Below are 24033 nucleotides of genomic sequence, written 5' to 3'. Positions count from 1 at the left end.
TTTCCAAGCCGGCTGATCCCTTCAATTGACATCGCTTTCGCGGATGCGGTCGGCAAGATCCAAAAAATTCTGCCGCATCCGGCGCAAGGTGAAATCAAGGCCAAACAGACGGCCGGTTTCGCTGAAGCCCATCGACTGGGCCTCCGTAGAATTCCGCAAGGCACTGAAAGCGGCTTCGAAAGCCGCGTCTCCGGTGGAGAGCACCTCGGCGTCGATCTCCGCGCCGGTGCGCAGTGCCCGGCCGCATGCCTCGGCGAAACGGGCCTGCGCCTCGAGCACTCCTGCCGCCTGCGGCCCGATCGCTTCGACGATAGCCGGTGGGAAGGGCGTCTCGATGATATGGCTGACATAGGTCATGTCGTTGCGAATGCGCCAGAGCGAACGAGGGATGGCTTCCGAAATCCCATGCTTCGTCAACCAGAAGGCGCGCTCGCGCTGGGCGTCGGTCAAAAGCGTTTCCGTTGCCATCAGCGATTGACGCAGCGCGATATTGGCTTCCGTTGCCGAGACGGCTTCACCCTTTTCGACTGCGGTTGCCAGAGTGCGCAATATCTGCGCCGCAACATCAAGGGCCGATCCGAAACGATCGAGCACCATGGTCCGCGAACGCGTCGGCAGGATGAAGAGACTGGCGAGCACGCCGACGACACCGCCCAACGTGATCTCGGCGATGCGGTCGATCACGAAAATCTCGACAGGAACGGCGGCGGAATGGGTCAGCATGACGATCGCCGCCGTCAACCCGGCATTGCGCAAGCGAGGCACGCGTGCCGCCACAAAGCTCGAAAAGCCGACGACACAGATAAGCGCGATCCCGATAGCGAGCGGCTCGTGCGGTGTGACGAACACTGCCGCCCCTCCAAGCACGGCCCCTGCGACGGTGGCCACCAGACGGTCGACAGCCATGCCAGCCGTGGCGCCGACGGATGCCTGCATGACGATCAGCACGGTGAAGACGGCCCAATAGCCTTGCTGAAGATGCAGAAGCTGGGAGACGGCGTAGGTGATCGTGCAGGCGATCATGACCCGCAATGCCTGCACAGCAGCGCGCTTGGTCTGGATCAGCGATGTCCTGGGCTTTGGCGGGGGCTGGCTTTGAGACGATACGGGCTCGGTCATCGCGCAACTTTTGGTCTGAAAACGTATGCTGACAATGGCCGTTAGGGTCTTGCCCCTCCCCCTGCTGCTACGCCAATCGCGGGATGAACCCGCGATTTACAATGGCAGTATTCGGCCTGATATGGAAGGAGAGCGAATAACGGCAAATGACCCAGTGTCTCGCCGTGCCCCTCTTCGGAAGCACGGCTTTGACTGATGGTTACGGATCGGATTTTACGCTCAAACCGTGGCGGACGTCGGCGAGGTCTCCTCAACGAGAACCTGACGCAGCCGTGCTTCCTGATCCGGTGAAAGCGAGGTGCGCAACAGCCGTGCATGCTCGCCCTTGAATTCGGCAAGCACCTTCTCGGGCTGAACCTTGCGGATCAGCAGGAAGAGCGCGGAGCTATGCACCGGAATGGTTTCGGCGAGCTTCTCGATGAGGCCGTCATCGATGCCGTAATCGGCCATCGATCCGGCGAGAGCACCGGATCCGGCACCGATCGCACCGCCGACGACCAGGCCAGCAAGAGGATTGAGGAAGATCAGGCCAACGAGTGAACCCCATAGCGCACCCGAAAGGCCGCCGCTTGCGGCACCGGCCGCTGTCAGATTGACACTCTGCTTGAGACGGACCTTGCCGGACTCGTCGCGAACGGCGATGACGGCATCTTCCAGATCGATCAGATATTCCTTTTCGAGCTGAACAAGACGATTGAGAACAGCATCCGCCTTATCGGCATCATCGAAACCAAGCACTATGAGTTCTGACATCGAAATCCTCCAGGTCGTGTTGTCGGGACAAGAAGTAGGGCATCGGGCCGGTCAGTGGACAGCCGTGCTGATCAACCGGTAAGGATGAGTAGCATTGAACTGCGAGATCATTGCGACAGCCTGCTGCAGCAACTCTTCCGCCTGTTCGGGATCGTCGCGGGCCAGTTCGTCAGCATAGATGCGGATCGCTTCCGCCATATTGGTGGAAAGCGCCGCAATTTGCTGATTGCCTTCGACGAGAGCCTCGCGTGCGTTGCCCTCCAGCGTCCGTGCGGCGTCGATGAGGATTTCCTCGCGCTCTTCGACGCTGAGGTCTTCGATGGTTCTGGTTCTATCTTCCATTTTGGTCACTCCTAACAGACGTGATTGCAGCCGATCTCATGAAGCCTCGACTGCTACTCACGTAGGAAGACGCAAATTCGGGTTCAAGGTTCCCTTCTTGCCCAACCTGCCGGCCGCGACATCGTAAAATCAGCTCGCATATCGCGCCTCCAGCAAGTCCAGTTCCCGCACGAGCTTTGCAGCAACTTCGTTGCCGAGCTGCCTGGCCCGCAGCTTGCGGAAGATTTCCGTTCGCTCGGCACGAACGGCCGCCAGCCTCAGCTCCAATTCGATGCGCATGGTCCGCTTGGAGAGCGCCACCTCCTCGCCGCCGCCGGTCTGGTTGCGGATGCGCTCGCGATAAAGCTCCATGACACGTGAAGCGGCTTCCACATAAAGATCCGCATCCTCCTGTCCCTTGGAGAGCGAGTGCTGCAGGCGCGCGATTTCGGTGATCGCGGCCCTTGCCGCGTCGACCCGTGCGGCCACTTCGTCCTCCTCATGTTTGGTATCTTGCGGGAGTTCGAGATTTTTCAGAAGCGGCGGCAGGAAAAGCGTCGCCAGGATCAGCGACATGATGATGACGCCCATCGCCAGGCAGATCGCAAGATCGCGGGCAGGAAAAGGCGAGCCGTCATTCAGGGTGAATGGCAAGGTGAGCACACCGGCAAGCGTGATTGCGCCGCGCACGCCGGCAAAGGAGAATGCCGCCAGGATGCGCCAGTTTGGCGAGGTCGGACGCTGCCGCCTCTGTCGAAACAGCGTCAGATGAAGCGACAACCAGACCCAGGTGAACCGCAAGGCGGCGAGGCCGAAGGCGAGACCGACGACATAGATAGCAAGCCACCACAGTCCCTGATGCCCGGTTACCTCAACCGTCGCGGACGCCTTTTCCACGATCGACGGAAGCTGTTCCCCAAGAAGGACGAAGATGGTGCCATTCGCCGCGAACTGGATCATATCCCACACCGAGTTTCTGCGCACCCGGGTCGCCGCCATGGCATGACCCGAGCTTTCGGCGACGCTCATGGTCACTCCCGCCGAAACCGCCGCAAGAATGCCGGAGCAATGCAGCTGCTCGGCGATGAGATAGGCTGCAAATGGGATGAGGATGCTGACCAGAATTTCCGAACCGCTCTCCTCGCCATAGCGTCGCGATATGCGTGTGGTCAGCCAGGTGATGCTCCATGTCACACCGACGCCGATCGCAAGACCGCCGAATGCCGTCCATAGAAAGCTGAGCGCGGCGTCGTAGAGCGAAAAACTGCCCGTCAGAGCCGCGGCGATTGCAAATCGCAGGCAAACGAGGCCGGATGCGTCATTCAGCAGGGCCTCGCCTTCAAGTATGTGCATCATGCGCGGCGGGATCGGCACCCGCTGCGCGATCGCGGATACCGCAATCGGATCTGTCGGCGAAATGACGGCCGCGAGCGCGAAGGCGACGGCAAGCGGCATTGCCGGGATCATCCAGTGAATGAGCAGACCGGCGCCAAGAACGGTGAAGACGACAAGCCCCAGGGCCAGTTCCACCACGATATTCATGTCCTGCTTCAGCTCGTCGGCGGCGATACGCCATCCGTCGAGGAAGAGCAGCGGCGGCAGGAACAGCAGAAAGAAAATCTCGGGATCGAGCCTCACGCTGAGATCGGCCGACAGGCCGATAATGGCCCCCAGAGCTATCTGTATGAGGGGCAAAGGCAGGATGATGGGTATTGCTCGGGAAATCGCACCGCTGACGACGATCGCCAGCAGAAGGACGAGTGTCGTGGTGATTATTTCCATTACCCTGCCCTTCGCTTGACACACCCATGCAGTATCAAGGCTTCCGATGATCGCCATCGGCGTGCCTCAGCCTCTGCGTTCTTTAAAACAAACTCAGCCGGAAATGAGAAGTACAGCATTGCTCCGGCTGGGCCGGCGCAGCTTTATAAAGCAAACCGCGCTATGCCCGATCGCTCTTCTATTCCTCCCATTCTTCGTCGTCGGCCGAAAGCAGATCCACCAGGGTTGCGACGGTTCCTGCAGGCAGGTGTCGCCCCTCGCCGATCAATGCCTCATCGCTATTGACCCAGGCCCAAGCTTCCGAAAGCTCTGTCGGCGTAGCGCCCGTCGCAACGATCTCTGCGATCAGCGTCTCGTCCACAGGGCCGAGTACGGAGGTGACGTCTTGCGAGGTCAATGTCATATCCCGCTCCTCTTCCTGTTCGTCAGACCATGAACATCTGAGAATATAGAAAGCGACAACGGCACTTCCACCAGCATCGATAGGATGAACGTCCACGCCTGCCTGCATAAGTGATTGATATATTTTTGTTCTGGTTCAGCGTGATCGGGAGAAAACCTTTCGTGATTTGATGTGGCGCGCCCACAAGCGGCTGATGCCGGGCGCCATCGCGAATGGCACCCGGCTCCGGAAACGTCGATCGAGCAGCGCCCGAAATGATCTAAAGAGAATTATTCCGCCGCTACGGCAACAGCATCCCGAGTTTCCTCGAGCGCACGCACCAGCGGAATGACGTGTTTGCCGAAATACTCGACCTCTTCCTGGAAATGCAGGAAGCCGAGAAGGATCAGATCGGCGCCGGCCTGCTTCAGAGCGATAATGCGCTCGGCAACCTGCTGCGGCGTGCCGATCAGGTTGGAGCGGAAACCGTCATTGTATTGGACGAGGTCGTCGAAGGAGGATTTCGCCCAGTTGCCCTCGCCTTCCGGCGAGGCCTTGCCGGCGTTCTTCACCTCATGGCCGAATGCCTTGACGGCTTCAGGATTGGCTTTCTCGACGATCTCGGCAAGAACCGCCTTGGCTTCCTCTTCCGTCTCGCGCACGATCGCGAAGGCGTTGACGCCGATGCGCACATGATGGCCGTTCGCTTTCGCCTTGGATTGGATGTCGTCCACCTGCCTGGCAATCTCCGCGGGCGTATTGCCATTGGTGAAATACCAGTCGGATACGCGCGCGGCCATGTCGCGGGCCGCGCGCGACGAGCCACCCTGAAAGATTTCTGGCTGCGGATCGATCGGCTTCGGCTTCAGAGAATAGTCAGTGAACCGATAGAAATCGCCGCGGAAGGTGAAGCTGTCCTCCGTCCAGATGCCACGCAGCGCACGAATAAACTCTTCCGAGCGGCGATAGCGCTCGTCGTGATCGAGCCATGGCTCGCCAATGGCTTGGAATTCACCGCGGAACCAGCCGCTGACGATGTTGACCGCGACGCGGCCATTGGTCAGGTGGTTGATCGTGGCGATCTGCTTGGCCGCCAGCGCCGGCGTCCATGGGCCGGGCAAGATCGCCGCAATGACTTTCAGCTTGGTTGTCGACTCCAGCAGAGCATGGCTGAAGGAGACGGATTCATGCTGATATTCGGCACCATAGCCGGCGGTGAAACGGATCTGGCTCAGCGCATAGTCGAAACCACTCGCCTCGGCGATCTGTGCAAGCTTTCTGTTGTAGTCGATCGTCCAGCTGGTGCGCTGCTCGATGTTCGAAATGACCAGCCCGCCTGACACGTTCGGCACCCAATAGGCAAATTTCAAAGCGTCTCTGTTCGCATCGCTCATTGATATCTCCCGGTTTGAATTGTCCTCTGCCGAGCACAAGGATGAAGATCCCAACCCATCACGATTATACTCTGTAGATTTTATAGATTATCGAACAAACCCATCCCAAGTTTCAGCTGTTTTGCGAAAAAGCTGCGTTGCGAACCTCGCTCGATGGGGGACGATGACATGAGAAGGAAGCTTGGGGCCTAAAAGTGGAACGGTCGCCAAAGGCCATAATGCGGCCGTAAAACGGGCAAATCAAAGCACCCGCCGTCCCGATACCTGACGAGGCAATCGACTCAAGATCGCATAGATCGCGAGCTGATTAGAATGTTGGGCCGGCTGCGCCGCTCTTCAGCGTGAAATAAGCAAAGGCTGCTACGAAAAATGCAATGACGGCCAGGATCGCCAACAAACGCTTGAGCCAGGGAGGCGTTTGTCTCGGCGGTTTCGGCTTCGGACGACGTTCAAACTTGATGACATTATCGGACATGACAATCGATTAGCGAAGATCAAACGGTTTGCCAATCCGGTACGGACGTCGCCCGTGCGACGTTTCCAAAATTGGCCAGATTAAATGCTCCATTCCTCCAAACTCTCAATCTTGTCCGCAACGCTTCGGGGTGGCGGATATTCGATTGAAGCTCACAAACCCCGAAGGTGCCTTCTTGAATATCCTCAATAAAATTCGTCCCTGGAGCCCGCAGCAGCGTGCATTGATTGTCCCATTCCCAGCGGCACAGGATCTGCCCGAACGCAAATCCCAGGCAACGACCGCCGATGGCCCGATTGTGGCGTTTTTTACCGAGGGCAGTTTTTACGAGCAGGAAAAGGAGCGTATGGCCCATTCCGCGGAGCGGATCGGGCTGAAGGTATATGCAACGGCAGTGCCCAGCGCCGGCAGCTGGGTACTGAATGCCGGGCTGAAACCCGGCTTCCTGCTGCAGGAAAGGGCGAGGCTGCGCGGGCCTATGCTTTATGTCGACGTCGATGCCGTCTTCCATCGCAATCCCTGGCCGGAGCTTCGTAAACTCGAATGCGACATTGCAGTCTATTATGAAGCCGATGAGCGCCTCATCAGCGCGACCATTCTCGTCAACGATACGCCTGGCGCGGCGCAACTCATCGAGCGCTGGCGGGAAGGATGCCTTGCCAAGCCTGACGTGTGGGACCAGGTCGTTCTGGAGGAAATCATCGCCGAGGATGCCGCAAGCGCGAAACCGCAATTCAAGGTGGCTAAATTGCCTGCCTCCTTCTGCTGGATATTCGATCGGGTCGAAAATGGGTCTGTCGGCGAAGTCTTCATCGAGCAGCTGCAGGCGAGCCGCGAGGCGACCAAGCGCAAACGCTGGTTTGGTCGCATCGGCAAACGCCTGAAGCGCCGCCGCGATCGGGTCGAGGAAATCGAGCGCGTCCTAAACGGTGACAATTGGGGCGCGCTTCGAACGAGCCTGCAACAGGATCAAACCTGAATCACAGCATGTCGCCGAGCGTCCAATGGTTGTTCCACCTGGCATCGATCTCGTCCTCGACGTTCTGATAGCGAATATCGGTGGAGAGGCGTAGGCGCTGCTGCCCGTCCTGGTTGGTGGTCGAGGCGTGGATCATGAAGGGTGAATGGAGCATGACGTCGCCTGCCTCATAGTCGGCGACCAGCCAGCGCGTATCGAAGCGTTCCGCCATGTCGGGCAGATCCTTCGAAACCCAGCCACCCTCCGTCATATTGCGGTTGAACGCGCTGACGCGCTCTTCGGGGCTAAGATCCCTGTTCTTTTCGCCAAACTCCCGCTCCATGTCGAGGCCGATCGCGTGCGATCCCTCCAGATAGGTCAGCCCGCCCATTTCGATCGGGATATCGCCGATCGGTATCCATGCCGTGACGATTCGGCTGGTGCCGCCGCGAAGATAAACCAGATCATAGTGCGCTGGCGTCGCCGTCGTCGTTCCCGGGCGGACATGGCGCATGATCTTGCGCTTGTGCAGATAAGAGATGCCCGACAGGAATTCGTCCATGAAGCGCGAAAGGCGCGGTTGCGCGCAAAAGCCCTCGTAGGCGACCGAGCGCACGAGCGACATCAGACAACGGTCGACGTCCCGGCTTTCCGGCGCCGAAGCAAACGATATTCCATCCCTCGGGTCCGTTCCCTCCTCAATCAGCCCTGTCTTCGCCATATGGCCGAAGACCCAGCCGCGAAACTCGATCACATCGCTGCGCGGCAGAAATCCCTTGAGCCATACATAGCCGTTCTGTTCGTAAAGGCGGCGGATTGCCTCGACACCGATGCCCGGATCGGTCGGGGTGAGATAACCGAGCCGATGGGGCGCAGTGGAGAGAACCTTTCCATTGGCCACAAGGTTGAGTGCGCTCTCGCCGGAGAGCATGGTCTGCATGGGAATCGACATTTCACTCGCCTATGGTTTGAATTGATTGCCCATTGAATCTAGCAGTCAGCGATGTTTCACTACATGGGCGAAAATGATACTGGACTTTTCGCTCATCATGAAACCGACAACACATGCCATCTACCGCTCGCCACTTGCCGCTGCCGGAGGACTGGCGGTCACCGGCAGCGGCAGGCAGCATGCCATGCATGCCGTCAGGGCACGAAAGTTGCCGAGTTATGCGGTGGTTCTGGTCGAAAACGGCCAGGGCTTTCTCGAAACGGATGCCGGCGGCCGCAGAAGCGTGAAAGGCCCAGCGCTCTTCTGGCTCTTCCCGAACCGCCAGCATTCGTACGGCCCCGACGCGGGAGGCTGGAGCGAGCGATGGGCGCTTTTCGAAGGCTCTCTCGTGCGTGACTTCCTGCGCCTGCGCCTCATCAGCGAGCAGAATCCGATCACCATCCTTCGCAATCTCGATAGTGTGCAGCGTCTCTTTGGCACGATCCAAGGCGATCTCATCGAAGATACCAATCTGTCGAGGGCCGCTGCCGCAGCCGCTCTTCATCAGATCGTCATTCTGGCAGCGCGGCAGGCGAGCCAGGCGGTTCCCTCCCGCCAGCAAGGCTCGGATATCGGCGAAATCATCGAAGCGCTTCGCCAAAGAGCAACACAATCCCTCGATATGGCGGCTTTTGCCGCTGAACATGGCATGTCACCCGCAACGCTGCGCCGAAAAGTCACGACGGAAGTCGGGCTGCCGCCGAAGGGCTTTCAGCTTCGCATGCGCATGGACCGTGCCAAGGAGCTGCTGGCGATGACGGACGACAAGATCGAGATCATAGCCTCAAAAGTCGGATTCGATGATCCGTTCTACTTCTCCCGGCTATTCCACGAGCGCGAAAACTGCACACCGCGCGAATTCCGTGCCCGCTACCGGAGAAGCTGATGGATCAAGATATGTCGAACATGTCGCAACGACCGGCCCTTATTATGCCGCATCATTACCCGATGGCTCCCGCTCCAGATTCCGGCGCCGCCACGCCGCCGGCGCTTCGCCCACCCGCTTGCGGAAAAAGCGCGAGAAATAGGCCGGATCTTCAAAGCCCACCTCGCGGCCAATGTCCTCGACGGAGCGGATGGTGAACATCAGCAGGCGCTTGGCTTCCAGCAGCCGCCGGTCCAAAAGCATTTCCTTGACGCTGTGGCCGAACACCTCGCGCGCCGCCTTATCGAGCAGATGTGGCGTCGTGGCGAGCAGGTCGACATAGTTGGATACGGGCCAATCGCTCTTGTAATGCCGATCGACGGCGCTGCGCAGCGCGAGTGCGAGCGCCACGGTCGGCGAGGCCGAGGGCAGCGCGGCGCTGCCGCCGAGGCGGTTCATCAGCGACAGCACGACGCCGATCAGCCCCAGCATGACCTTTTCGCTTTGGCCGCCGCGCTCGCGATACTCGACGCTGACCATTTGCAGCAGCGCATCGACCCTCTGCCAGGAAGGGTCGCGTGGATGAGCTGACAGAAAAGTCGGCACGTCGAGGCTGAGATCCACCTGGGGTGCCAGCGCCTTCAACGTGTCGTCCGAGATCGAGACGACGATGGCATCGGACTGATCGTCGACTTCGAATCCATGAATGATGTTGCTTGGCACGAAGCTGATCGTTGGAGCCGAAAAATTCCAAGTCCGATCCTCAATCCGGTAGCGACCACCGCCCTTGTACCAATAGGTGATCTGGCCCATCAGCGGGTGTTTATGAGACGCGACGTGCCCGAAATGCAGCGTTTTCCGGTCCATGACCGTTTCCACATGCAGGAATCCGACGTCGAGCGCCCGGCTCGGCACGCCATAGACAAAGAAGTTCGGAATCTCGTGCTTCTGCGACATACCCGAAAAAGTACCAGCGAATTGCCTCCTTTGTCCATGGCCGCAACGAAGCGTCGGACGTAGCATTCGTCATGATCTCAAGGGAGGAATACGAGATGCGAGCTGAAGATCACCGCAGCGACAAGACCCGTCCGTTTACCGGCGCCGAATATCTGGAAAGCCTGCGCGACGGCCGCGAAGTCTACATCAATGGCGAGCGCATCGCCGATGTGACGGCGCATCCCTCGATGCGCAATTCCGTCCGCTCGCTGGCTCGCATGTATGATGCGCTACACGACGAAAAGACCAAGGACCGCCTGACCTCGCCGACCGACACCGGCTCTGGCGGCTACACCCATAAATACTTCCGGGTTGCGAAATCCTCCGCCGAGCTTGTGGCACAGCAAGGCGCCATCGCCGATTGGGCACGCATGTCCTATGGCTGGATGGGCCGCACCGCCGATTACAAGGCGGCCCTCATGAACACACTCGGCGCCAATGCCGATTGGTACGGTCCGTTCAAGGACAACGCGCTTTCCTGGCACAAGCGCGCGCAGGAATCCGTGCTGTTCATGAACCACGCGATCGTCAATCCACCGATCGACCGCCACAAGCCCGCCGATGCCGTCAAGGACGTCTTCGTCCACATCACCAAGGAAACGGACGCAGGCATCTACGTCTCCGGCGCCAAGGTTGTGGCGACATCTTCGGCGCTGACCCACTATAATTTCCTTGCCCAGAGCTCGGCAACGGTGACGGAAGACCCGTCGCTCTCGGTCATGTTCATCGTTCCGATGAATGCGCCAGGGATCAAGATGTTCTGCCGCGTCTCCTATGAGCAGACCGCCAATACCGTCGGCCATCCCTTCGACTATCCGCTGTCGTCACGCTTCGACGAGAACGATGCGATCCTGGTGCTCGACAATGTCTTCGTGCCCTGGGAAGACGTGCTGGTGTTGCGCGACGCTGCCAAGATCCTATCCTTCCATCCGGCCTCCGGCTTCATGCACGGCTATTGCTTCCAGGGTTGCACGCGCTTCGCCGTGAAGCTCGACTTCATCGCAGGGTTGCTGGCAAAGGCGCTGCGCGCCACCGGCGGCGACGCCTTCCGCGGCAATCAGGCAGCACTTGGCGAGATCATTGCGCTTCGCCACATGTTCTGGTCCTTCTCCAACGCCATGGCCTACAATCCGCAGCCCTGGGCGAATGGCGCTGTGCTGCCGAACATGGAAGCTGCCCTTTCCTACCGCACCTTCATGTCGGAAGCCTATCCGCGCGTCATCGAAACCGTGCGCAGGGTCATCGCCTCCGGCCTCATCTACCTGCCCTCCTCCGCCAAGGATTTCGGCAATCCGGAGATCGATCGCTACCTCGCCCAATATGTGCGCGGCTCCAACGACATGGGCCATATCGAGCGCATCAAGATCATGAAGCTGCTGTGGGACGCTACAGGCACCGAATTCGGCGGACGCCATGCCCTTTATGAACTTAACTATGCCGGTGCACCGGAGGAAGTCCGCCTGCAGGTGCTGAAGGGTGCCGAGCGCGGCGGCCGGCTGAAGGAGATGGAAGCGCTCGTCGATCGCTGCATGAGCGACTACGACGAAAACGGCTGGACCGGAGACACATGGCTGCCGCCGCTGGGTGACACCTCCTCCGTCCGCAACGCCGCCGAATGAGGATGCTGCCATGGAGGAGCAACTCTCGAAAACCGAATTTCGCAACGCCATGGCCAGGGTCTGCGCGCCGGTCAACGTTATCACCACCAATGGCCCGGCCGGCCGAGGCGGCTTCACCGCCACGGCCATGTGCAGCGTCACGGACGAGCCGCCGACACTGCTGGTCTGCATGAACAGCCGCTCGGCGCAAACAAGCCTCTTCCTTGATAACCGCCGCTTCTGCGTCAATGTCCTGACGCAGGAACATAAGGAACTGGCCGGCTATTTCGCCGGCCAACGCGCCGACATGGAGGATCGCTACGCTGCGGCGGAATGGATCAACTTCCGCTCCGGCAGCCAGGCGCTTTCCGACGCGATCGTCTCCTTCGATTGCCGCCTGACGGAAGCGCGCCTCGTCGGCACGCACCATATCTTCATCGGCGAGGTGATGGATATCCGCAGCCGCAAGGATGGGCATGCGCTGCTCTATTTCGACCGCAACTATGTGCATGTGCCGACCCAGACGGGTAGCTTCGGCGGCTAGTGGCCGCATGGATGGCTGGCGATTGCAAGAAACAAAAGCAGGGTGCCGATGACAACGCGGCACCCTGTTCGCATGAGAGGAAGACTGTCCAACGACCTGCCCGTTGCTCAGGCAAGAGTGAAATGATGCAGGCGCATCGGATCACGCCGGTCATGACCGAACCGGCTGTACCTAGTCAGAGCTGAATCCAGGCCGTCTTCAGATCGACATACTTGTCGAGCGCGTGCAGCGATTTGTCATGACCATTGCCGGATTGCTTGACGCCGCCGAGCGGCACGCTGTTATCGGCGCCGCCATAGGTGTTGACATGCACCACGCCGGCGCGGATGCCCCGCACCATCTGGTGAGCACGTGAAAGGTTCGATGTCCAGACGGCCGAGGCAAGGCCATATTCCGTGGCATTGGCGATCTCAAGTGCTTCCGCTTCCGTCTCGAAGGGAATGATCGACAGGATCGGCCCGAAGACCTCCTCCCGCGCCAGGGTCATGGATGGCGTCACATCGAACACGGCGGGCCGCATATAGTAACCACCCGTCTCTTCCAGTATCCGCGAGCCGCCGGTGCGCAAAGACGCCCCCTCCGACACCGCCTGCGAGACATAGCCGAGATCCTTCTTCAGCTGGACCTCGCTGGAAATGGCGCCCGCTTCCGTCCCCAATTGCAGGGGATCACCGACTTTCATGCTCTCGGCGATACGAGCGACCTTTTCCGAGAAAGCCATATGGATCGACTTCTCCACAAGCAGCCGCGAGCCGGCGACACAGACCTGTCCGGAATTGCGGAAGATGCCATAGGCGGAAACCTTGGCCGCCTGATCAAGATCGGGCGCATCGGCAAAGACGATATTCGGCGACTTGCCGCCAAGCTCCAGATAGACGCGCTTCAGGTTCGAGCGCGCCGAATATTCCAGGAGCCGCCGGCCGATGGGGCCGGAGCCGGTAAAGGCGAGCACATCGATATCCATGTGCAACCCCAGCGCCTCGCCACAGACGGCGCCACGGCCAGTGACCACATTGAACACGCCTTCGGGTAAGCCGGCTTCGGCACAAATTTCGGCAAGCTTCAGCAGCGTCAGCGACGCGCCTTCAGCGGGCTTCAGCACCACGGAATTGCCCGCTGCAAGCGCCGGCGCAATCTTCCAGGCGCCGATCATCATCGGGAAATTCCACGGCACGACGGCAGCGACGACGCCGATCGGCTCGCGATGGACGAGACCAAGAATATTCTCGGCCGTCGGCGCAATCTCGCCATAGACCTTGTCGATCGCCTCGGCGTAATAGCGGAACGTGCCGGCGGCGCTGCCGGGCTCGGCCTTCAGCGCCATCGAGATTTCCGTGCCGTTGTCGCGCACGCCGAGCACGGCAAGCTCGAGCGCGTTCCTTTCGATCAATTCGGCAATTTTCAGCAGCACCTTCTTGCGTTCGGCCGGTGCCGCTTTCGACCAACTGCCCTTTTCAAAAGCGTACCGCGCGGCCTTGACCGCGAGATCGACATCCTCCGTGCCGGCATCGGCAATCGTGGTCAGCTTTGTCCCGTCGATCGGCGAAATGACGTCCATCGCGGCACCGCTGACCGGCTGGCGCCAGGCGCCGCCGATAAATAATGCCTGCGGCGAAACGGATAACGTCCGGAGCTGGTCGATCTTGTTCTGCATCTCATTCTCTCACGAAGAGGGTGGCGGGTCTTCCCCGCCACCGCGATTGGAACTCAGGCTTCCTGGCCGGCACCGAGACGAGCATAACTTGCCGCATCCGACGACTTCAGGCGAGCCGCCGCGATGAACCCGATGATCCCTGCGATCAGCACCAGGCCCGGCAAGACCACCGCGAGCACGCCATTGGCGCCGGCAATCGCGCCGAAATTCGCCGAGATATAATAGACAAGTGCCAGGAGGATCAGGCCGGTGACAACAGGCAATATCTTGACCGCCAGCACGTTACGCTCAAGCCCCGGATTGCGGCTGAAGAACACCACGATCGAGAAGGCGGTGAACGCCATCAGCAGGATAATTGCCAGCGTCGCGACATTGGTGAGCCAGGAGAAGAGCGCCAGCACCGGATCCTGACCCGTCACCGCAAAGAGCGCGACGACGAGAACGGCGATGACGGTCTGGATGATCGAGCCGACATGCGGGCTTTGGAAGACCGGATGCGTGACGCCAACCGATTTCGGCAGCAGACCTTCGCGGCCGGCGACATACATGTAGCGTGCCACACCGTTATGGAAGGCGAGGATGCCGGCAAACAGGCTGGTGATGAAAAGAACGCTCATGACGACGGTAATCCAGTGGCCGACATAGCGTTCGGCAAGGCCGAAGAGGAAGGTCGTGGGATCGGCAAGACCCTGCAGCGTCGGGACGAGCTTGTCGACACCGGCACCGGTGACCATCAGCCAGGACGTCAGCATGTAGAAGAGGCCGATGATAAGAACGGAGATATAGGTCGCGCGCGGCACGGTCTTCTCTGGTTCACGGGCTTCTTCGCTATAGATGGTCGTCGCTTCGAAGCCGATGAAGGCGGCAAAGCAGAACAAAAGACCCACGGCCGGCGTTCCGCTCCAGAATGCGGTCGGCGTAAACGGTGCGGCCGTCAAACCGGCGTCGCCACCCTTGACGAAGATCGCGGCGTCGATGACGAGCACGACGAGATATTCGAGAATGACGAGCACTGTCAGCACCTTTGCCGATAGATCGACGCGACGGTAGCCGAAAACAGCAACGAAGGCGATGCCGACGAAACTCCAGACCCACCAGGGAAGATCGAGGCCGAGCTGCTCGGCAAAGAAGCCCTTGGTGGCTGCGCCGAAAAGCCCGAGAACGCCGACCTGCATGGCATTATAGGCAAGAATGGCGATCAGTGCCGCGGCACCACCCATGAGGCCGCCAAGGCCCTGGGCCGTATAGGCATAGAAGGCACCGGCATTGCGTATATGACGCGCCATGGCGACGTATCCGACTGCAAACAGCAGCAGAATACCCGTCACCAGCAGAAAGGTGAGCGGAATGCCCGGCCCGTTGCCGAGCATCATCGAAAGCGGAACGCCGCCGGCAACCGCCGTCAGCGGCGCTGCGGCCGACACCACCAAGAAGGTCACGGCACCGACGCCGAGACTGTTTTTGCGCAGCTGGTTTTCAGCCGCCCCTTGCGAATTTTGCGTGTTCATCTGCGTTCGTTCCCCTTGTTTAAGAACATCCGATCATCGCCGCGATTGCACGCGTGCGACCTCCACCAAAAACCGGACTGACGAGCGGGGCTTATGCTTTTGTTGATTTTACCGCCGTCAGCGCTTATGGTTCACTATTTGAACCATAGCTTCAAATATAGACTTGCAAACATTGCCGGCCTCTGTCAAGTTATTTCGCATGTTAAGTATCTTGGGTCGCTGCCATCGTGCCGTGGCGCAGGGTCAGCAAGCTGATTTGACGGAAAGCCCCGGCTGGACGCACAAAATTACAAGCTGACCAACCCAAGAGGAGGAATAATGAGCACGATCGGAAAGGCGCTGGCATTGCTGGATACCCTGTCACGGCTGGACAAGGAGGCGGGTCTGACCGACATCGCTCGCCTGTGCGCGCTGGACAAGGCGACGGCGCGACGCTTTCTGGTGGAGCTGGAAAAGCACGGCTTCGTGGAGCAGGATCAGGATACGCGCCGCTACCGCATCGGCTCGGCACCGGTTCGCCTCGCCCGCATCCGCGAGGCACGCTTCCCCTTCCTGCGGGTTGCCATTCCTTTCATCAAGACACTCGCCGAATCGTCGACCGAGACCGTGCATCTTTCGGAATTCTCTGGCGGGCAGCTTTCGACCATTCACGTGGAGGATTCGCCGCGCGCGCACCGCATCATCGTCGATGTCGGCAGCTTGCTGCCCTTCCACGCCACGGCATCGGGCGTCGCATTCCTCGCCTTCTGCCCGCGCGCAGAGATCGACGAGGCTCTTAAAAAGCCGCTCGAGAAATTCACCGATCATACCGTCACCGACCCGCAGCTGGTGCGCACCATGCTCGACGAGACGGCGACACGCGGCTTTTCGATCAGCCATCAGGGTCTTGAGGCCGGCGTCATCAGCACGGCGGCGCCGGTGCGCACGCCGAGCGGCCGCCCGATCGGTTGCGTGGCAATCGCCGCCCCGCTCTCTCGCACGACGAAGGCTGCCATCCAGGAATTCGGCACGCAGGCCGTCGCCACGGCCAATGCGATCTCAGAAAAATACTACGGGTCGGAAAGGCCCACGGGAACCATTGCGAAACTCAGGAGGACGGATTGATGAGCCCGGAGGCTCCCTCACCACGGATACTCGTCATCGGAACCGGTGACACCAAGTGCGACGAACTGCAATTCATGACGTCCGTCATTAAGGATGCCGGCGGCCAGCCTGTTATGATGGATGTCAGCATTCTCGGCGATCCGCCTTACAGCCCCGATTATTCCAAGCATGACATTGCGAAGGCCGCCGCAACGACGATCGCGGCCATTGCCGAAAGCGGCGATGAAAACAGCGCCATGGCCGCGATGGCAAGGGGCGCGTCGGCCCTGACCCGGCGCCTATACGATGATGGATTGGTCGACGGCGTCATCGTGCTCGGCGGCTCCATGGGCACGGATCTGGCACTTGATGTTGCTGCCGTCCTGCCACTCGGCGTCCCGAAATTCGTGGTCTCGACCATCGCTTACTCCCATCTTATCCCGCCCGAACGCATTGCGCCCGACCTGATGATGATCCTGTGGGCCGGCGGTCTCTACGGCCTCAACAGCATCTGCCAGTCGGTCCTTTCCCAGGCCTGCGGCGCGGTGGTCGGGGCTGCAAAGCACGGCACCAAACCCAGCCGCGAACGGCCGCTCGTCGGCATGACCTCGCTCGGCTCCTCCTGCCTGAAATATATGAAGTATCTGCGGCCCGAGCTCGAAAGGCGCGGCTACGACGTCGCCGTATTCCATTCCACCGGCATGGGCGGTCGCGCCTATGAAGCGATCGCCGCGAAGGGCGATTTCGCCGCCGTCTTCGATTTCTGCATCCAGGAAGTCAGCAATCATCATTATAGCAGCGTCGTCACGTCCGGGCCGGATAGGCTCGAGAACGCCGGACGCGCCGGCATCCCGCAGATCGTCGCACCGGGCGCCGTCGACATGGTCGATCTTCAGGCGTGGCAAGCCCTGCCGGACGTCTTTGTGGATCGTCCCTACCACGCCCATAACAGGCTGATCGGCTCGGTAACGACATCGCCGGAAGGGCGGCGAGAGGTCGCTCGTTTGATTGGCGAGAAACTGCAGCGCGCCGATGCGAAAGTTGCCTTCCTGCTGCCGACTGAAGGGCTGCAGGAATGGGACAAGCCGGATGAGCCCTTGCATGATCCGGCAGGCCTCGACGCCTTCCTTGACGAAATGCGCCGCGCCATTCCGCCCTCTGTCATGCTTCACGAGGTCGACGCCCATATCAATGCACCCGCCTTCTCCGCCGCCGCCATTGCCATCTTCGATCGATGGGTGGCCGAAGGCGTCATTCCGGAGGGTCGTCCATGACGCAGGATCGCGCACTTATCCTCGACTTTGGCGGCGTCGTCACCCGCACCCTGTTCGAAACGCATGACATTACCGAGCGCACGCTCGGCCTCCCAAAGGGGTCGCTGACCTGGCTCGGACCGTTCGACACGGCCACCGACCCGCTTTGGGTGTCGATGCAGAACCGCGAGATCACCGAACGCGACTATTGGCTGAAGCGCACGAACGAAGTCGGCCAGCTGGTCGGCGAAAACTGGACCGATATGCAGACCTTCGTGCGCCGGGCGCGGGGCGCCGAGCCGGAGCTGGTTCTCCGTCCGGAAGCACGTGACGCCATTTTGCGTGCGAAGGAGGCCGGGCTCAAGCTGGCGATCCTGTCGAACGAGCTCGACCTTTTCTACGGCGTCGAATTCCGCCAGCGCTTTCCGCTGATCGAGCTTTTCGACGTCATCGTCGATGCCACCTACACGAAGATCCTGAAGCCCGATCCCCGCGCCTATGAGCTCGTTCTTGCCGAGCTCAATTTGCCGCGCGAGGCCTGCGTCTTCGTCGACGACCAGAAGAAGAACATCGAGGGCGCCGAAGCCGTGAGCTTGCCTCATGTGCATTTCGACGTGACCCGCCCTGCCGAAAGCTATGCCCGCGCACTTGCGATGCTGGGGCTCTGAACCAAGAGGAATTTGACATGCGTGAGACCAATTTCATCATCGAAAACAACGCACGCCACCTGTGGCATCCGATGGCCCATCCCGCTGAGATGCAGGCCAATCCGCCGCGCATCATCAACTCAGGCGAAGGCGTCGAGATCGTCGATATCCAGGGCAAGAAAGTGCTCGATGCCGTCGGCGGCCTCTGGAACGTCAATCTCGGCTATTCCTGCGAGCCGGTGAAGAAGGCGATCCGCGACCAGCTCGACGACCTGCCCTATTATTCGACCTTCCGCGGCACGACCAACTCGCCTTTGATCGAGCTCTCCTACGAGCTTGCCGAATGGTTCAAGCCGGATGGACTGAGCCGCTCCTTCTTTACCTCCGGCGGGTCGGATTCGGTCGAGACCTGCCTGCGGCTGGCGCGCCAGTATCACAAGATCAACGGCCAGCCGGAACGCACCAAGTTCGTCGCGTTGAAGAAGGGCTATCATGGCACGCATTTCGGCGGCGCCTCGATCAACGGCAACCAGAACTTCCGCCGCAACTACGAGCCGCTGCTGCCGGGCGTCTTCCACCTGCCTGCTCCCTTCACCTACCGCAACCCGTTCAACACGACCGATGGTGCCGAGATTGCGGCTGCCATCGGCCGACTCTTCGAGGATGAGATCGCCTTCCAGGGCGCCGACACCATTGCGGCCCTGATTGTCGAACCGGTGCTCGGCGCCGGCGGCGTCATCGTCCCGCACGAGACCTTCCTGCCGCTGATGCGCGAAATCTGCGATCGGCACGGCATCCTGCTGATCGCGGACGAGGTGATCACTGCCTTCGGCCGCACCGGCGCCTGGACCGGATCGCGTCTCTGGGGCGTGCAGCCGGACATGATGTCGACGGCGAAGGCGATCACCAACGGCTACTTCCCCTTCGGCGCGGTGATGATCGCCGACAAGGTGGCGCAGGTCTTCGAAAGCAACAAGGGCGCCGTCGGCAGCATCGGCCACGGCTACACCTATTCCGGCCATCCGGTCGGTGCCGCAGCAGCCCTTGCGACCTTGAAGGAAACCAAGCGGCTCAACGTCGCCGACAATGCCGCGGCTCGCGGCGAAGAATTGCTCGCCGGCCTGAAAAAGCTGCAGGACAAGCATGAGCTGGTCGGCGATGTGCGCGGCAAGGGCCTGATGTGCGCCCTCGAACTCGTCAGCGACCGCGCCAAGAAAAGCGGTGCTGCCAAGGACGTCATCCAGAAGGTTCAGGACGCGACCTATGATGCCGGCGTACTGGTCCGCACCTCCGGCGCCAATGTCATCATGTCACCACCGCTGATCGTGACGGTAGGAGATGTCCAGACGATCCTGACCGCGCTCGATGCCGGCCTTGCCGCAGCGGGAGCCTGATCATGTCCGATAACGCAGCCCTTATCGCGCGTCGCGACCGGCTCCTCGGCCGGAACATGTCGCTGTTCTACGACGACCCGGTGCATCTGGTGCGCGGCGAAGGCGTCTGGCTCTGGGATGCCGACGGACGCAAATATCTCGATTGCTACAACAATGTGCCGCATGTCGGCCATTGCCATCCGCGCGTGGTGGAAGCCATCACGCGGCAAGCCTCGACGCTGAATACGCATACCCGCTACCTGCACGAAGGCATTCTCGACTATGTCGAGCGGCTGACGACGACGTTCGATAAGAGCTTGAATGCAGCGATCCTGACCTGCACGGGCAGCGAAGCCAATGACGTGGCGCTGCGCATGGCGCAGGCCATGACTGGCAAGACTGGCGTCATCGCCACCAATCACACCTATCACGGCAACACGACCGCCGTGTCGCAGCTCTCTACCCGCATGCCACCGGTCGGCGGCTTTGGCGGCCATGTTCGCCACGTGCCGGCGCCGGACAGCTATCGTCCGCTCGGCGGTGAAGGCGGAGATGCCTTTGCCACGGCTTTTGCGGCCGAAGTCGAGAAGGCGATCGCCTCGCTTCAGGAGAGCCCGCACGGCTTTTCGGCCATCATCATCGATCCGTTCTTCGCCAATGAAGGCTTTCCGGATCTGCCGCCGGGCTTTCTCGACAAGGCGGTCGCCGCCGTGCGCAAGGCCGGCGGTCTCGTGATTACCGACGAAGTCCAGCCGGGTTTCGGCCGGACCGGCGCGCATATGTGGGGTCACCAGCACGCCGGCATCGTTCCCGATATCGTGACGCTCGGCAAACCGATGGCGAACGGCCATCCGGTCGGCGGCGTCATTGCCAATGTTGACACGATCAATGCCTTCCGCAAGGCGTTCCGCTACTTCAACACCTTCGGCGGCAATCCGGTCTCCTGCGCAGCGGCCATGGCCGTGCTCAACGTGATCGAGGATGAGAACCTCGTCGAGAATGCCCGCAATGTCGGCGAGTACACGAGTAGCGCCTTCAAGCAGCTTGCCGAGAAACATTCGATCATAGGCGATGTGCGCGGCAGCGGTCTCTTCATGGGCACCGAATTCGTGCTGGACAGGCGGACGAAAGAGCCAGCGACAGCGCAGGCGACCCGGATCGTCAACGAAATGCGCGAACGCGGCGTGCTGATGGGCAAGATCGGCATTCACCAATGCGCGACGAAGATTCGTCCGCCGATGCCGTTCACCCGGGACAATGCCGACTTCATGTTGTCGATCTTCGACGACGTCCTGTCCGGCCTGTGAGGCGATATGGCTGACCGACTGCCGCAGACCATCCGCGACGCCTTGCAGAAGCGTGCGCTAGAGGCGCTCGACCATTGGCCTGTGCGAGCGCACGAACCGGTTCTGATGAAATATCGGGAGAATGCCGTCTTCCGCATTATGCTTGAGGGCGGGCAGTTCGCCGCACTCCGGCTGCATCGGCCAGGCTATCACGACGAGACAAGCCTGCGTTCGGAACTGCACTTCATGGCGGCCCTCAAGCTCGGCGGCATGGATGTGCCTAGCCCTGTTCCGACAAAGAGAAAGCGGAGCCTCGTCCGACTGCCGGCAAACAGGCATTTTGCCGAACAACACGCCGACGTGGTGAGCTGGATCGACGGTGTTCCTCTTGGCCAAAGCAGCGTGCCGTTATCGCATTCGGCCGAGATGCAGGCGGACATCTTCTTTCGCATCGGCCAGGGCATGGCTACCATGCACCAGCTTGCCGATGCGTGGGAGTCACCGGAGCGTTTTCGCCGCCCGGCCTGGGATGCCGAAGGCCTCATCGGAGAAAAGCCGCTTTGGGGCCGCTTCTGGGATTGTCACGGCCTTTCACCCGAGAGCGCGGCCGCACTCTCGGTATTGCGCGATGAACTGCGCCGCGCCCTTGCGAATGTAGAAGGTCAAGACCTCGATTACGGGCTGATCCATGCCGATCTGGTGCGGGAAAACATCTTTCTGACGGGAACCGAAAACAACGTCGCCTTCATCGATTTCGACGATGCGGGATATGGTTTCCGACTCTTCGATCTTGCAACCACCCTGCTCAAGAATCGCAACGAGCCTGCCTATCCGGCAATCGAGCAAGCGCTGATATCAGGCTATCGCAGCCGGCGGGTCCTCTCCGACGCCGCCCTCGCAAGCCTGCCTCTATTCATGCTGCTGCGAAACCTTACATATATCGGATGGCTTGCCGAGCGTCCCGAAATTCCCGACGCCGCCGAGCGACTGTCGCGTTACGTCAATGAAAGTCTGGAGATGGCGAGAAAGCTCAATACCGCCGCTTGACATCTTCTGCATAATTGTTAACGTGTTAAGTAAATAAGAGATCGGGAGGACTCAATGCCACATCTCGCCATCGAATACTCGGCCAACCTGGATGGCCGCGCCGATATCGGCGCGCTCTGCGAACGGCTGCTGAAGACGGTCCTGGAGACCGGCCTTTTCGAGGTCGGCGCCGTGCGCGTGCGCGCCTTTCGCGCCGAGCACTATGCCATCGCCGACAGGCTGCCCGAAAACGCCTTCGTCGATCTGAACTTCCGCATCGGCAAGGGCCGCACGGAGGAAGAGAAAAAGCGTACCGGCGAGGCAATTTTTGCCGCGGCGATCGACGTTCTCGGCCCTCTTTTCGAGACACCGCATTTCGCCCTTTCGCTTGAGATCCGCGAGATCGATGCGGAGCTGAGCTGGAAGAAGAACGCTATCCACCCGCGGCTACGCGGCAAGTGACATTCCCTTCGTGGGACGACATAACACCAAAGGAATAGACGATGTCCAAACTGCAGGAAAACATCGCAAAGGCCGAAAGCTTTCTGGCTCGGTTCAAGGATCGCGGCGTTCTCAACCGCATCAACGGCGAGGACGTGCCGGCCGATGATGGCTCTACCTTCGAGACGATCTCGCCCGTCGATCTGAAGCCGCTCGCCACCGTCGCCCGAGGCAAGGCCGCTGATATCGACCGTGCTGCGAAGGCAGCGAAAGCCGCTTTCGCCGAATGGGCCGCCATGCCCGGCGAAGCCCGCAAGAAGCTTCTGCACAAGATCGCCGATGCGATCGTTGCCCGTGCCGAAGAGATCGCCTTCGTCGAATGCATGGATACCGGACAGTCCTTAAAGTTCATGGCGAAGGCCGCTCTGCGTGGCGCGGAGAACTTCCGCTTCTTCGCCGACCGGGCACCGGAAGCGCGCGACGGCAAGACGCTGCGCGCCGAAGGCCAGGTCAATCTGACGACGCGCGTGCCGATCGGCCCGGTCGGTATCATCACGCCCTGGAACACGCCCTTCATGCTGTCGACCTGGAAGATCGCGCCGGCTCTGGCCGCCGGCTGCACCATCGTCCACAAGCCGGCGGAATTTTCACCGCTGACCGCGCGTCTGCTGGTCGAGATCGCCGAGGAAGCGGGCCTGCCGAAGGGCGTCTGGAATCTCGTCAACGGTTTTGGCGAGGATGCCGGCAAGGCTCTGACGGAACATCCGCTGATCAAGGCGATCGGCTTCGTCGGCGAAAGCCGCACCGGCTCGATGATCATGAAGCAAGGTGCCGACACGCTGAAGCGCGTGCATTTCGAGCTTGGCGGCAAGAACCCGGTCATCGTCTTCGCCGATGCCGATCTGGAGCGCGCTGCCGATGCTGCCGTCTTCATGATCTATTCGCTGAACGGCGAACGCTGCACCTCGTCCTCGCGCCTGCTGGTCGAGGAAAGCGTCTACGACAAATTTACTGCGATCGTCGCCGAGAAGGCGAAGCGCATCAAGGTCGGGCATCCGCTTGACCCGGAAACCGTCGTCGGCCCGCTCGTGCATCCGGTGCATGAAAAGAAGGTGCTGGAATATATCCAGATCGGCCGTTCGGAAGGCGCGACGCTTGCCGCCGGCGGCGAGAAGGTCAACGGCCCCGGCGGCGGTTGCTATGTCTCCCCCACGCTGTTTACCGGTGCCAACAACCAGATGCGCATCGCCCAGGAGGAAATCTTCGGGCCGGTGCTGACGGCCATCCCCTTCAAGGACGAAGCCGATGCGCTCGCCCTTGCCAATGATGTTCAGTACGGCCTGACGGGCTATCTCTGGACCTCCGACGTCACCCGCGCCTTCCGTTTCACCGATCATCTCGAAGCCGGCATGATCTGGGTAAACTCAGAAAATGTGCGCCACCTGCCGACCCCCTTCGGTGGCGTCAAGAGCTCCGGTATCGGCCGTGACGGCGGCGACTGGTCTTTCGATTTCTACATGGAAACCAAGAACGTCGCCTTCGCCACCAAGCCGCACGCCATTCAGAAACTCGGCGGCTGAGCCG

24 protein-coding genes are annotated in these 24033 nt (G+C 60.5%); 12 read left to right on the top strand and 12 right to left on the bottom strand.

Annotated elements, in window-relative coordinates:
• Positions 1–21: 21 nt before the first annotated feature.
• The 8 genes from GA0061103_RS05630 to GA0061103_RS35340 form a co-directional block, all read right to left on the bottom strand.
• Positions 22–1119 (bottom strand): FUSC family protein, encoded by a 1098-nt coding sequence (locus GA0061103_RS05630; protein WP_092707846.1) that lies wholly within the window; start codon positions 1117–1119, stop codon positions 22–24.
• 219 nt (positions 1120–1338) lie between these two features.
• Positions 1339–1872 (bottom strand): DUF1269 domain-containing protein, encoded by a 534-nt coding sequence (locus GA0061103_RS05625; RefSeq protein ID WP_092707844.1) that lies wholly within the window; start codon positions 1870–1872, stop codon positions 1339–1341.
• 51 nt (positions 1873–1923) lie between these two features.
• Entirely contained in the window at positions 1924–2214 is a 291-nt protein-coding gene (locus GA0061103_RS05620; RefSeq protein WP_092707842.1) for a hypothetical protein, read from the bottom strand.
• A gap of 129 nt (positions 2215–2343) precedes the next feature.
• A complete protein-coding gene (locus tag GA0061103_RS05615) occupies positions 2344–3975 on the bottom strand; it encodes a Na+/H+ antiporter (protein ID WP_092707840.1) in 1632 nt (543 codons plus the stop codon).
• 178 nt (positions 3976–4153) lie between these two features.
• Complete coding sequence (locus tag GA0061103_RS05610) at positions 4154–4378, bottom strand: hypothetical protein (protein WP_092708705.1); 225 nt, start codon at positions 4376–4378, stop codon at positions 4154–4156.
• Between the two features lie 269 nt (positions 4379–4647).
• The gene (gene sfnG / locus GA0061103_RS05605) at positions 4648–5751 is read right to left on the bottom strand and encodes a dimethylsulfone monooxygenase SfnG (RefSeq protein WP_092707838.1); all 1104 of its coding nucleotides are present in this window, start codon (positions 5749–5751) and stop codon (positions 4648–4650) included.
• 307 nt (positions 5752–6058) lie between these two features.
• Entirely contained in the window at positions 6059–6226 is a 168-nt protein-coding gene (locus tag GA0061103_RS34965) for a hypothetical protein (RefSeq protein WP_015342811.1), read from the bottom strand.
• 19 nt (positions 6227–6245) lie between these two features.
• Positions 6246–6581 (bottom strand): hypothetical protein, encoded by a 336-nt coding sequence (locus tag GA0061103_RS35340; protein ID WP_245304666.1) that lies wholly within the window; start codon positions 6579–6581, stop codon positions 6246–6248.
• Here GA0061103_RS35340 and GA0061103_RS05595 point away from each other — a divergent pair.
• Positions 6573–7205: a putative nucleotide-diphospho-sugar transferase gene (locus tag GA0061103_RS05595; protein ID WP_245304665.1), complete on the top strand. Its 633-nt coding sequence runs from the start codon at positions 6573–6575 to the stop codon at positions 7203–7205. The two genes, GA0061103_RS35340 and GA0061103_RS05595, sit on opposite strands and share 9 nt — an antisense overlap.
• 1 nt (position 7206) lies before the next feature.
• Here the strand turns inward: GA0061103_RS05595 and GA0061103_RS05590 are convergent, their stop codons facing one another.
• Positions 7207–8136, bottom strand: a complete 930-nt coding sequence (locus GA0061103_RS05590) for a phytanoyl-CoA dioxygenase family protein (RefSeq protein ID WP_245304664.1) — start codon at positions 8134–8136, stop codon at positions 7207–7209.
• Positions 8137–8233: 97 nt separating this feature from the next.
• Here GA0061103_RS05590 and GA0061103_RS05585 point away from each other — a divergent pair, with 97 nt between their 5' ends.
• Complete coding sequence (locus GA0061103_RS05585; RefSeq protein WP_092708702.1) at positions 8234–9061, top strand: helix-turn-helix domain-containing protein; 828 nt, start codon at positions 8234–8236, stop codon at positions 9059–9061.
• Positions 9062–9103: 42 nt separating this feature from the next.
• Here the strand turns inward: GA0061103_RS05585 and GA0061103_RS05580 are convergent, their stop codons facing one another.
• Complete coding sequence (locus GA0061103_RS05580) at positions 9104–9997, bottom strand: helix-turn-helix domain-containing protein (protein WP_092707832.1); 894 nt, start codon at positions 9995–9997, stop codon at positions 9104–9106.
• 95 nt (positions 9998–10092) lie between these two features.
• Between GA0061103_RS05580 and GA0061103_RS05575 the strand changes: the two genes are divergently transcribed.
• Positions 10093–11655 (top strand): 4-hydroxyphenylacetate 3-hydroxylase N-terminal domain-containing protein, encoded by a 1563-nt coding sequence (locus tag GA0061103_RS05575; RefSeq protein ID WP_092707830.1) that lies wholly within the window; start codon positions 10093–10095, stop codon positions 11653–11655.
• Between the two features lie 10 nt (positions 11656–11665).
• Complete coding sequence (locus GA0061103_RS05570; RefSeq protein WP_092707828.1) at positions 11666–12178, top strand: flavin reductase; 513 nt, start codon at positions 11666–11668, stop codon at positions 12176–12178.
• Positions 12179–12353: 175 nt separating this feature from the next.
• Here GA0061103_RS05570 and GA0061103_RS05565 read toward each other — a convergent pair whose 3' ends face one another.
• Both GA0061103_RS05565 and GA0061103_RS05560 read right to left on the bottom strand, forming a co-directional pair.
• The gene (locus GA0061103_RS05565) at positions 12354–13832 is read right to left on the bottom strand and encodes an aldehyde dehydrogenase (protein WP_092707826.1); all 1479 of its coding nucleotides are present in this window, start codon (positions 13830–13832) and stop codon (positions 12354–12356) included.
• 53 nt (positions 13833–13885) lie between these two features.
• Positions 13886–15340 (bottom strand): APC family permease, encoded by a 1455-nt coding sequence (locus GA0061103_RS05560; RefSeq protein WP_092707824.1) that lies wholly within the window; start codon positions 15338–15340, stop codon positions 13886–13888.
• Between the two features lie 318 nt (positions 15341–15658).
• Here GA0061103_RS05560 and GA0061103_RS05555 point away from each other — a divergent pair, with 318 nt between their 5' ends.
• From GA0061103_RS05555 to hpaE, 8 genes are read left to right on the top strand one after another with little or no spacing between them, the layout of a single operon-like run.
• Positions 15659–16444: an IclR family transcriptional regulator gene (locus GA0061103_RS05555; RefSeq protein WP_092707822.1), complete on the top strand. Its 786-nt coding sequence runs from the start codon at positions 15659–15661 to the stop codon at positions 16442–16444.
• Positions 16444–17697: a Tm-1-like ATP-binding domain-containing protein gene (locus GA0061103_RS05550; protein ID WP_092707820.1), complete on the top strand. Its 1254-nt coding sequence runs from the start codon at positions 16444–16446 to the stop codon at positions 17695–17697. The genes GA0061103_RS05555 and GA0061103_RS05550 overlap by 1 nt, the downstream gene beginning before the upstream one ends.
• On the top strand, positions 17694–18344 hold the full coding sequence (locus GA0061103_RS05545; protein WP_092707818.1) for an HAD-IA family hydrolase: 651 nt from the start codon (positions 17694–17696) through the stop codon (positions 18342–18344). The genes GA0061103_RS05550 and GA0061103_RS05545 overlap by 4 nt, the downstream gene beginning before the upstream one ends.
• A 17-nt stretch (positions 18345–18361) precedes the next feature.
• Positions 18362–19717, top strand: coding sequence for an aspartate aminotransferase family protein (locus tag GA0061103_RS05540; protein ID WP_092707816.1), 1356 nt, complete (start codon positions 18362–18364; stop codon positions 19715–19717).
• A 2-nt stretch (positions 19718–19719) separates the two neighbouring features.
• Complete coding sequence (locus GA0061103_RS05535) at positions 19720–21003, top strand: aspartate aminotransferase family protein (protein ID WP_092707814.1); 1284 nt, start codon at positions 19720–19722, stop codon at positions 21001–21003.
• A 6-nt stretch (positions 21004–21009) separates the two neighbouring features.
• A complete protein-coding gene (locus tag GA0061103_RS05530; protein ID WP_092707812.1) occupies positions 21010–22029 on the top strand; it encodes a homoserine kinase in 1020 nt (339 codons plus the stop codon).
• A gap of 54 nt (positions 22030–22083) precedes the next feature.
• The gene (locus GA0061103_RS05525; protein WP_092707810.1) at positions 22084–22470 is read left to right on the top strand and encodes a 5-carboxymethyl-2-hydroxymuconate Delta-isomerase; all 387 of its coding nucleotides are present in this window, start codon (positions 22084–22086) and stop codon (positions 22468–22470) included.
• Positions 22471–22511: 41 nt separating this feature from the next.
• Positions 22512–24029, top strand: a complete 1518-nt coding sequence (gene hpaE, locus GA0061103_RS05520; protein WP_092707808.1) for a 5-carboxymethyl-2-hydroxymuconate semialdehyde dehydrogenase — start codon at positions 22512–22514, stop codon at positions 24027–24029.
• Positions 24030–24033 lie beyond the last annotated feature (4 nt).

The organism is Martinezella multihospitum (genome assembly GCF_900094585.1).
GTDB classification, from domain to species: Bacteria; Pseudomonadota; Alphaproteobacteria; order Rhizobiales; family Rhizobiaceae; genus Rhizobium; species Rhizobium multihospitium.
This window is presented reverse-complemented; position numbering and strand designations above follow the sequence as displayed.

Excerpts from the sequence above, each read along its gene's own strand:
- GA0061103_RS05630 (WP_092707846.1), bottom strand. The coding sequence starts at position 1,119 with ATGACCGAGCCCGTATCGTCTCAAAGCCAGCCCCCGCCAAAGCCCAGG.
- GA0061103_RS05625 (WP_092707844.1), bottom strand. The coding sequence starts at position 1,872 with ATGTCAGAACTCATAGTGCTTGGTTTCGATGATGCCGATAAGGCGGAT.
- GA0061103_RS05620 (WP_092707842.1), bottom strand. The coding sequence starts at position 2,214 with ATGGAAGATAGAACCAGAACCATCGAAGACCTCAGCGTCGAAGAGCGC.
- GA0061103_RS05615 (WP_092707840.1), bottom strand. The coding sequence starts at position 3,975 with ATGGAAATAATCACCACGACACTCGTCCTTCTGCTGGCGATCGTCGTC.
- GA0061103_RS05610 (WP_092708705.1), bottom strand. The coding sequence starts at position 4,378 with ATGACATTGACCTCGCAAGACGTCACCTCCGTACTCGGCCCTGTGGAC.
- sfnG (WP_092707838.1), bottom strand. The coding sequence starts at position 5,751 with ATGAGCGATGCGAACAGAGACGCTTTGAAATTTGCCTATTGGGTGCCG.
- GA0061103_RS34965 (WP_015342811.1), bottom strand. The coding sequence starts at position 6,226 with ATGTCCGATAATGTCATCAAGTTTGAACGTCGTCCGAAGCCGAAACCG.
- GA0061103_RS05595 (WP_245304665.1), top strand. The coding sequence starts at position 6,573 with ATGGCCCATTCCGCGGAGCGGATCGGGCTGAAGGTATATGCAACGGCA.
- GA0061103_RS35340 (WP_245304666.1), bottom strand. The coding sequence starts at position 6,581 with ATGGGCCATACGCTCCTTTTCCTGCTCGTAAAAACTGCCCTCGGTAAA.
- GA0061103_RS05590 (WP_245304664.1), bottom strand. The coding sequence starts at position 8,136 with ATGTCGATTCCCATGCAGACCATGCTCTCCGGCGAGAGCGCACTCAAC.
- GA0061103_RS05585 (WP_092708702.1), top strand. The coding sequence starts at position 8,234 with ATGAAACCGACAACACATGCCATCTACCGCTCGCCACTTGCCGCTGCC.
- GA0061103_RS05580 (WP_092707832.1), bottom strand. The coding sequence starts at position 9,997 with ATGTCGCAGAAGCACGAGATTCCGAACTTCTTTGTCTATGGCGTGCCG.
- GA0061103_RS05575 (WP_092707830.1), top strand. The coding sequence starts at position 10,093 with ATGCGAGCTGAAGATCACCGCAGCGACAAGACCCGTCCGTTTACCGGC.
- GA0061103_RS05570 (WP_092707828.1), top strand. The coding sequence starts at position 11,666 with ATGGAGGAGCAACTCTCGAAAACCGAATTTCGCAACGCCATGGCCAGG.
- GA0061103_RS05565 (WP_092707826.1), bottom strand. The coding sequence starts at position 13,832 with ATGCAGAACAAGATCGACCAGCTCCGGACGTTATCCGTTTCGCCGCAG.
- GA0061103_RS05560 (WP_092707824.1), bottom strand. The coding sequence starts at position 15,340 with ATGAACACGCAAAATTCGCAAGGGGCGGCTGAAAACCAGCTGCGCAAA.
- GA0061103_RS05555 (WP_092707822.1), top strand. The coding sequence starts at position 15,659 with ATGAGCACGATCGGAAAGGCGCTGGCATTGCTGGATACCCTGTCACGG.
- GA0061103_RS05550 (WP_092707820.1), top strand. The coding sequence starts at position 16,444 with ATGAGCCCGGAGGCTCCCTCACCACGGATACTCGTCATCGGAACCGGT.
- GA0061103_RS05545 (WP_092707818.1), top strand. The coding sequence starts at position 17,694 with ATGACGCAGGATCGCGCACTTATCCTCGACTTTGGCGGCGTCGTCACC.
- GA0061103_RS05540 (WP_092707816.1), top strand. The coding sequence starts at position 18,362 with ATGCGTGAGACCAATTTCATCATCGAAAACAACGCACGCCACCTGTGG.
- GA0061103_RS05535 (WP_092707814.1), top strand. The coding sequence starts at position 19,720 with ATGTCCGATAACGCAGCCCTTATCGCGCGTCGCGACCGGCTCCTCGGC.
- GA0061103_RS05530 (WP_092707812.1), top strand. The coding sequence starts at position 21,010 with ATGGCTGACCGACTGCCGCAGACCATCCGCGACGCCTTGCAGAAGCGT.
- GA0061103_RS05525 (WP_092707810.1), top strand. The coding sequence starts at position 22,084 with ATGCCACATCTCGCCATCGAATACTCGGCCAACCTGGATGGCCGCGCC.
- hpaE (WP_092707808.1), top strand. The coding sequence starts at position 22,512 with ATGTCCAAACTGCAGGAAAACATCGCAAAGGCCGAAAGCTTTCTGGCT.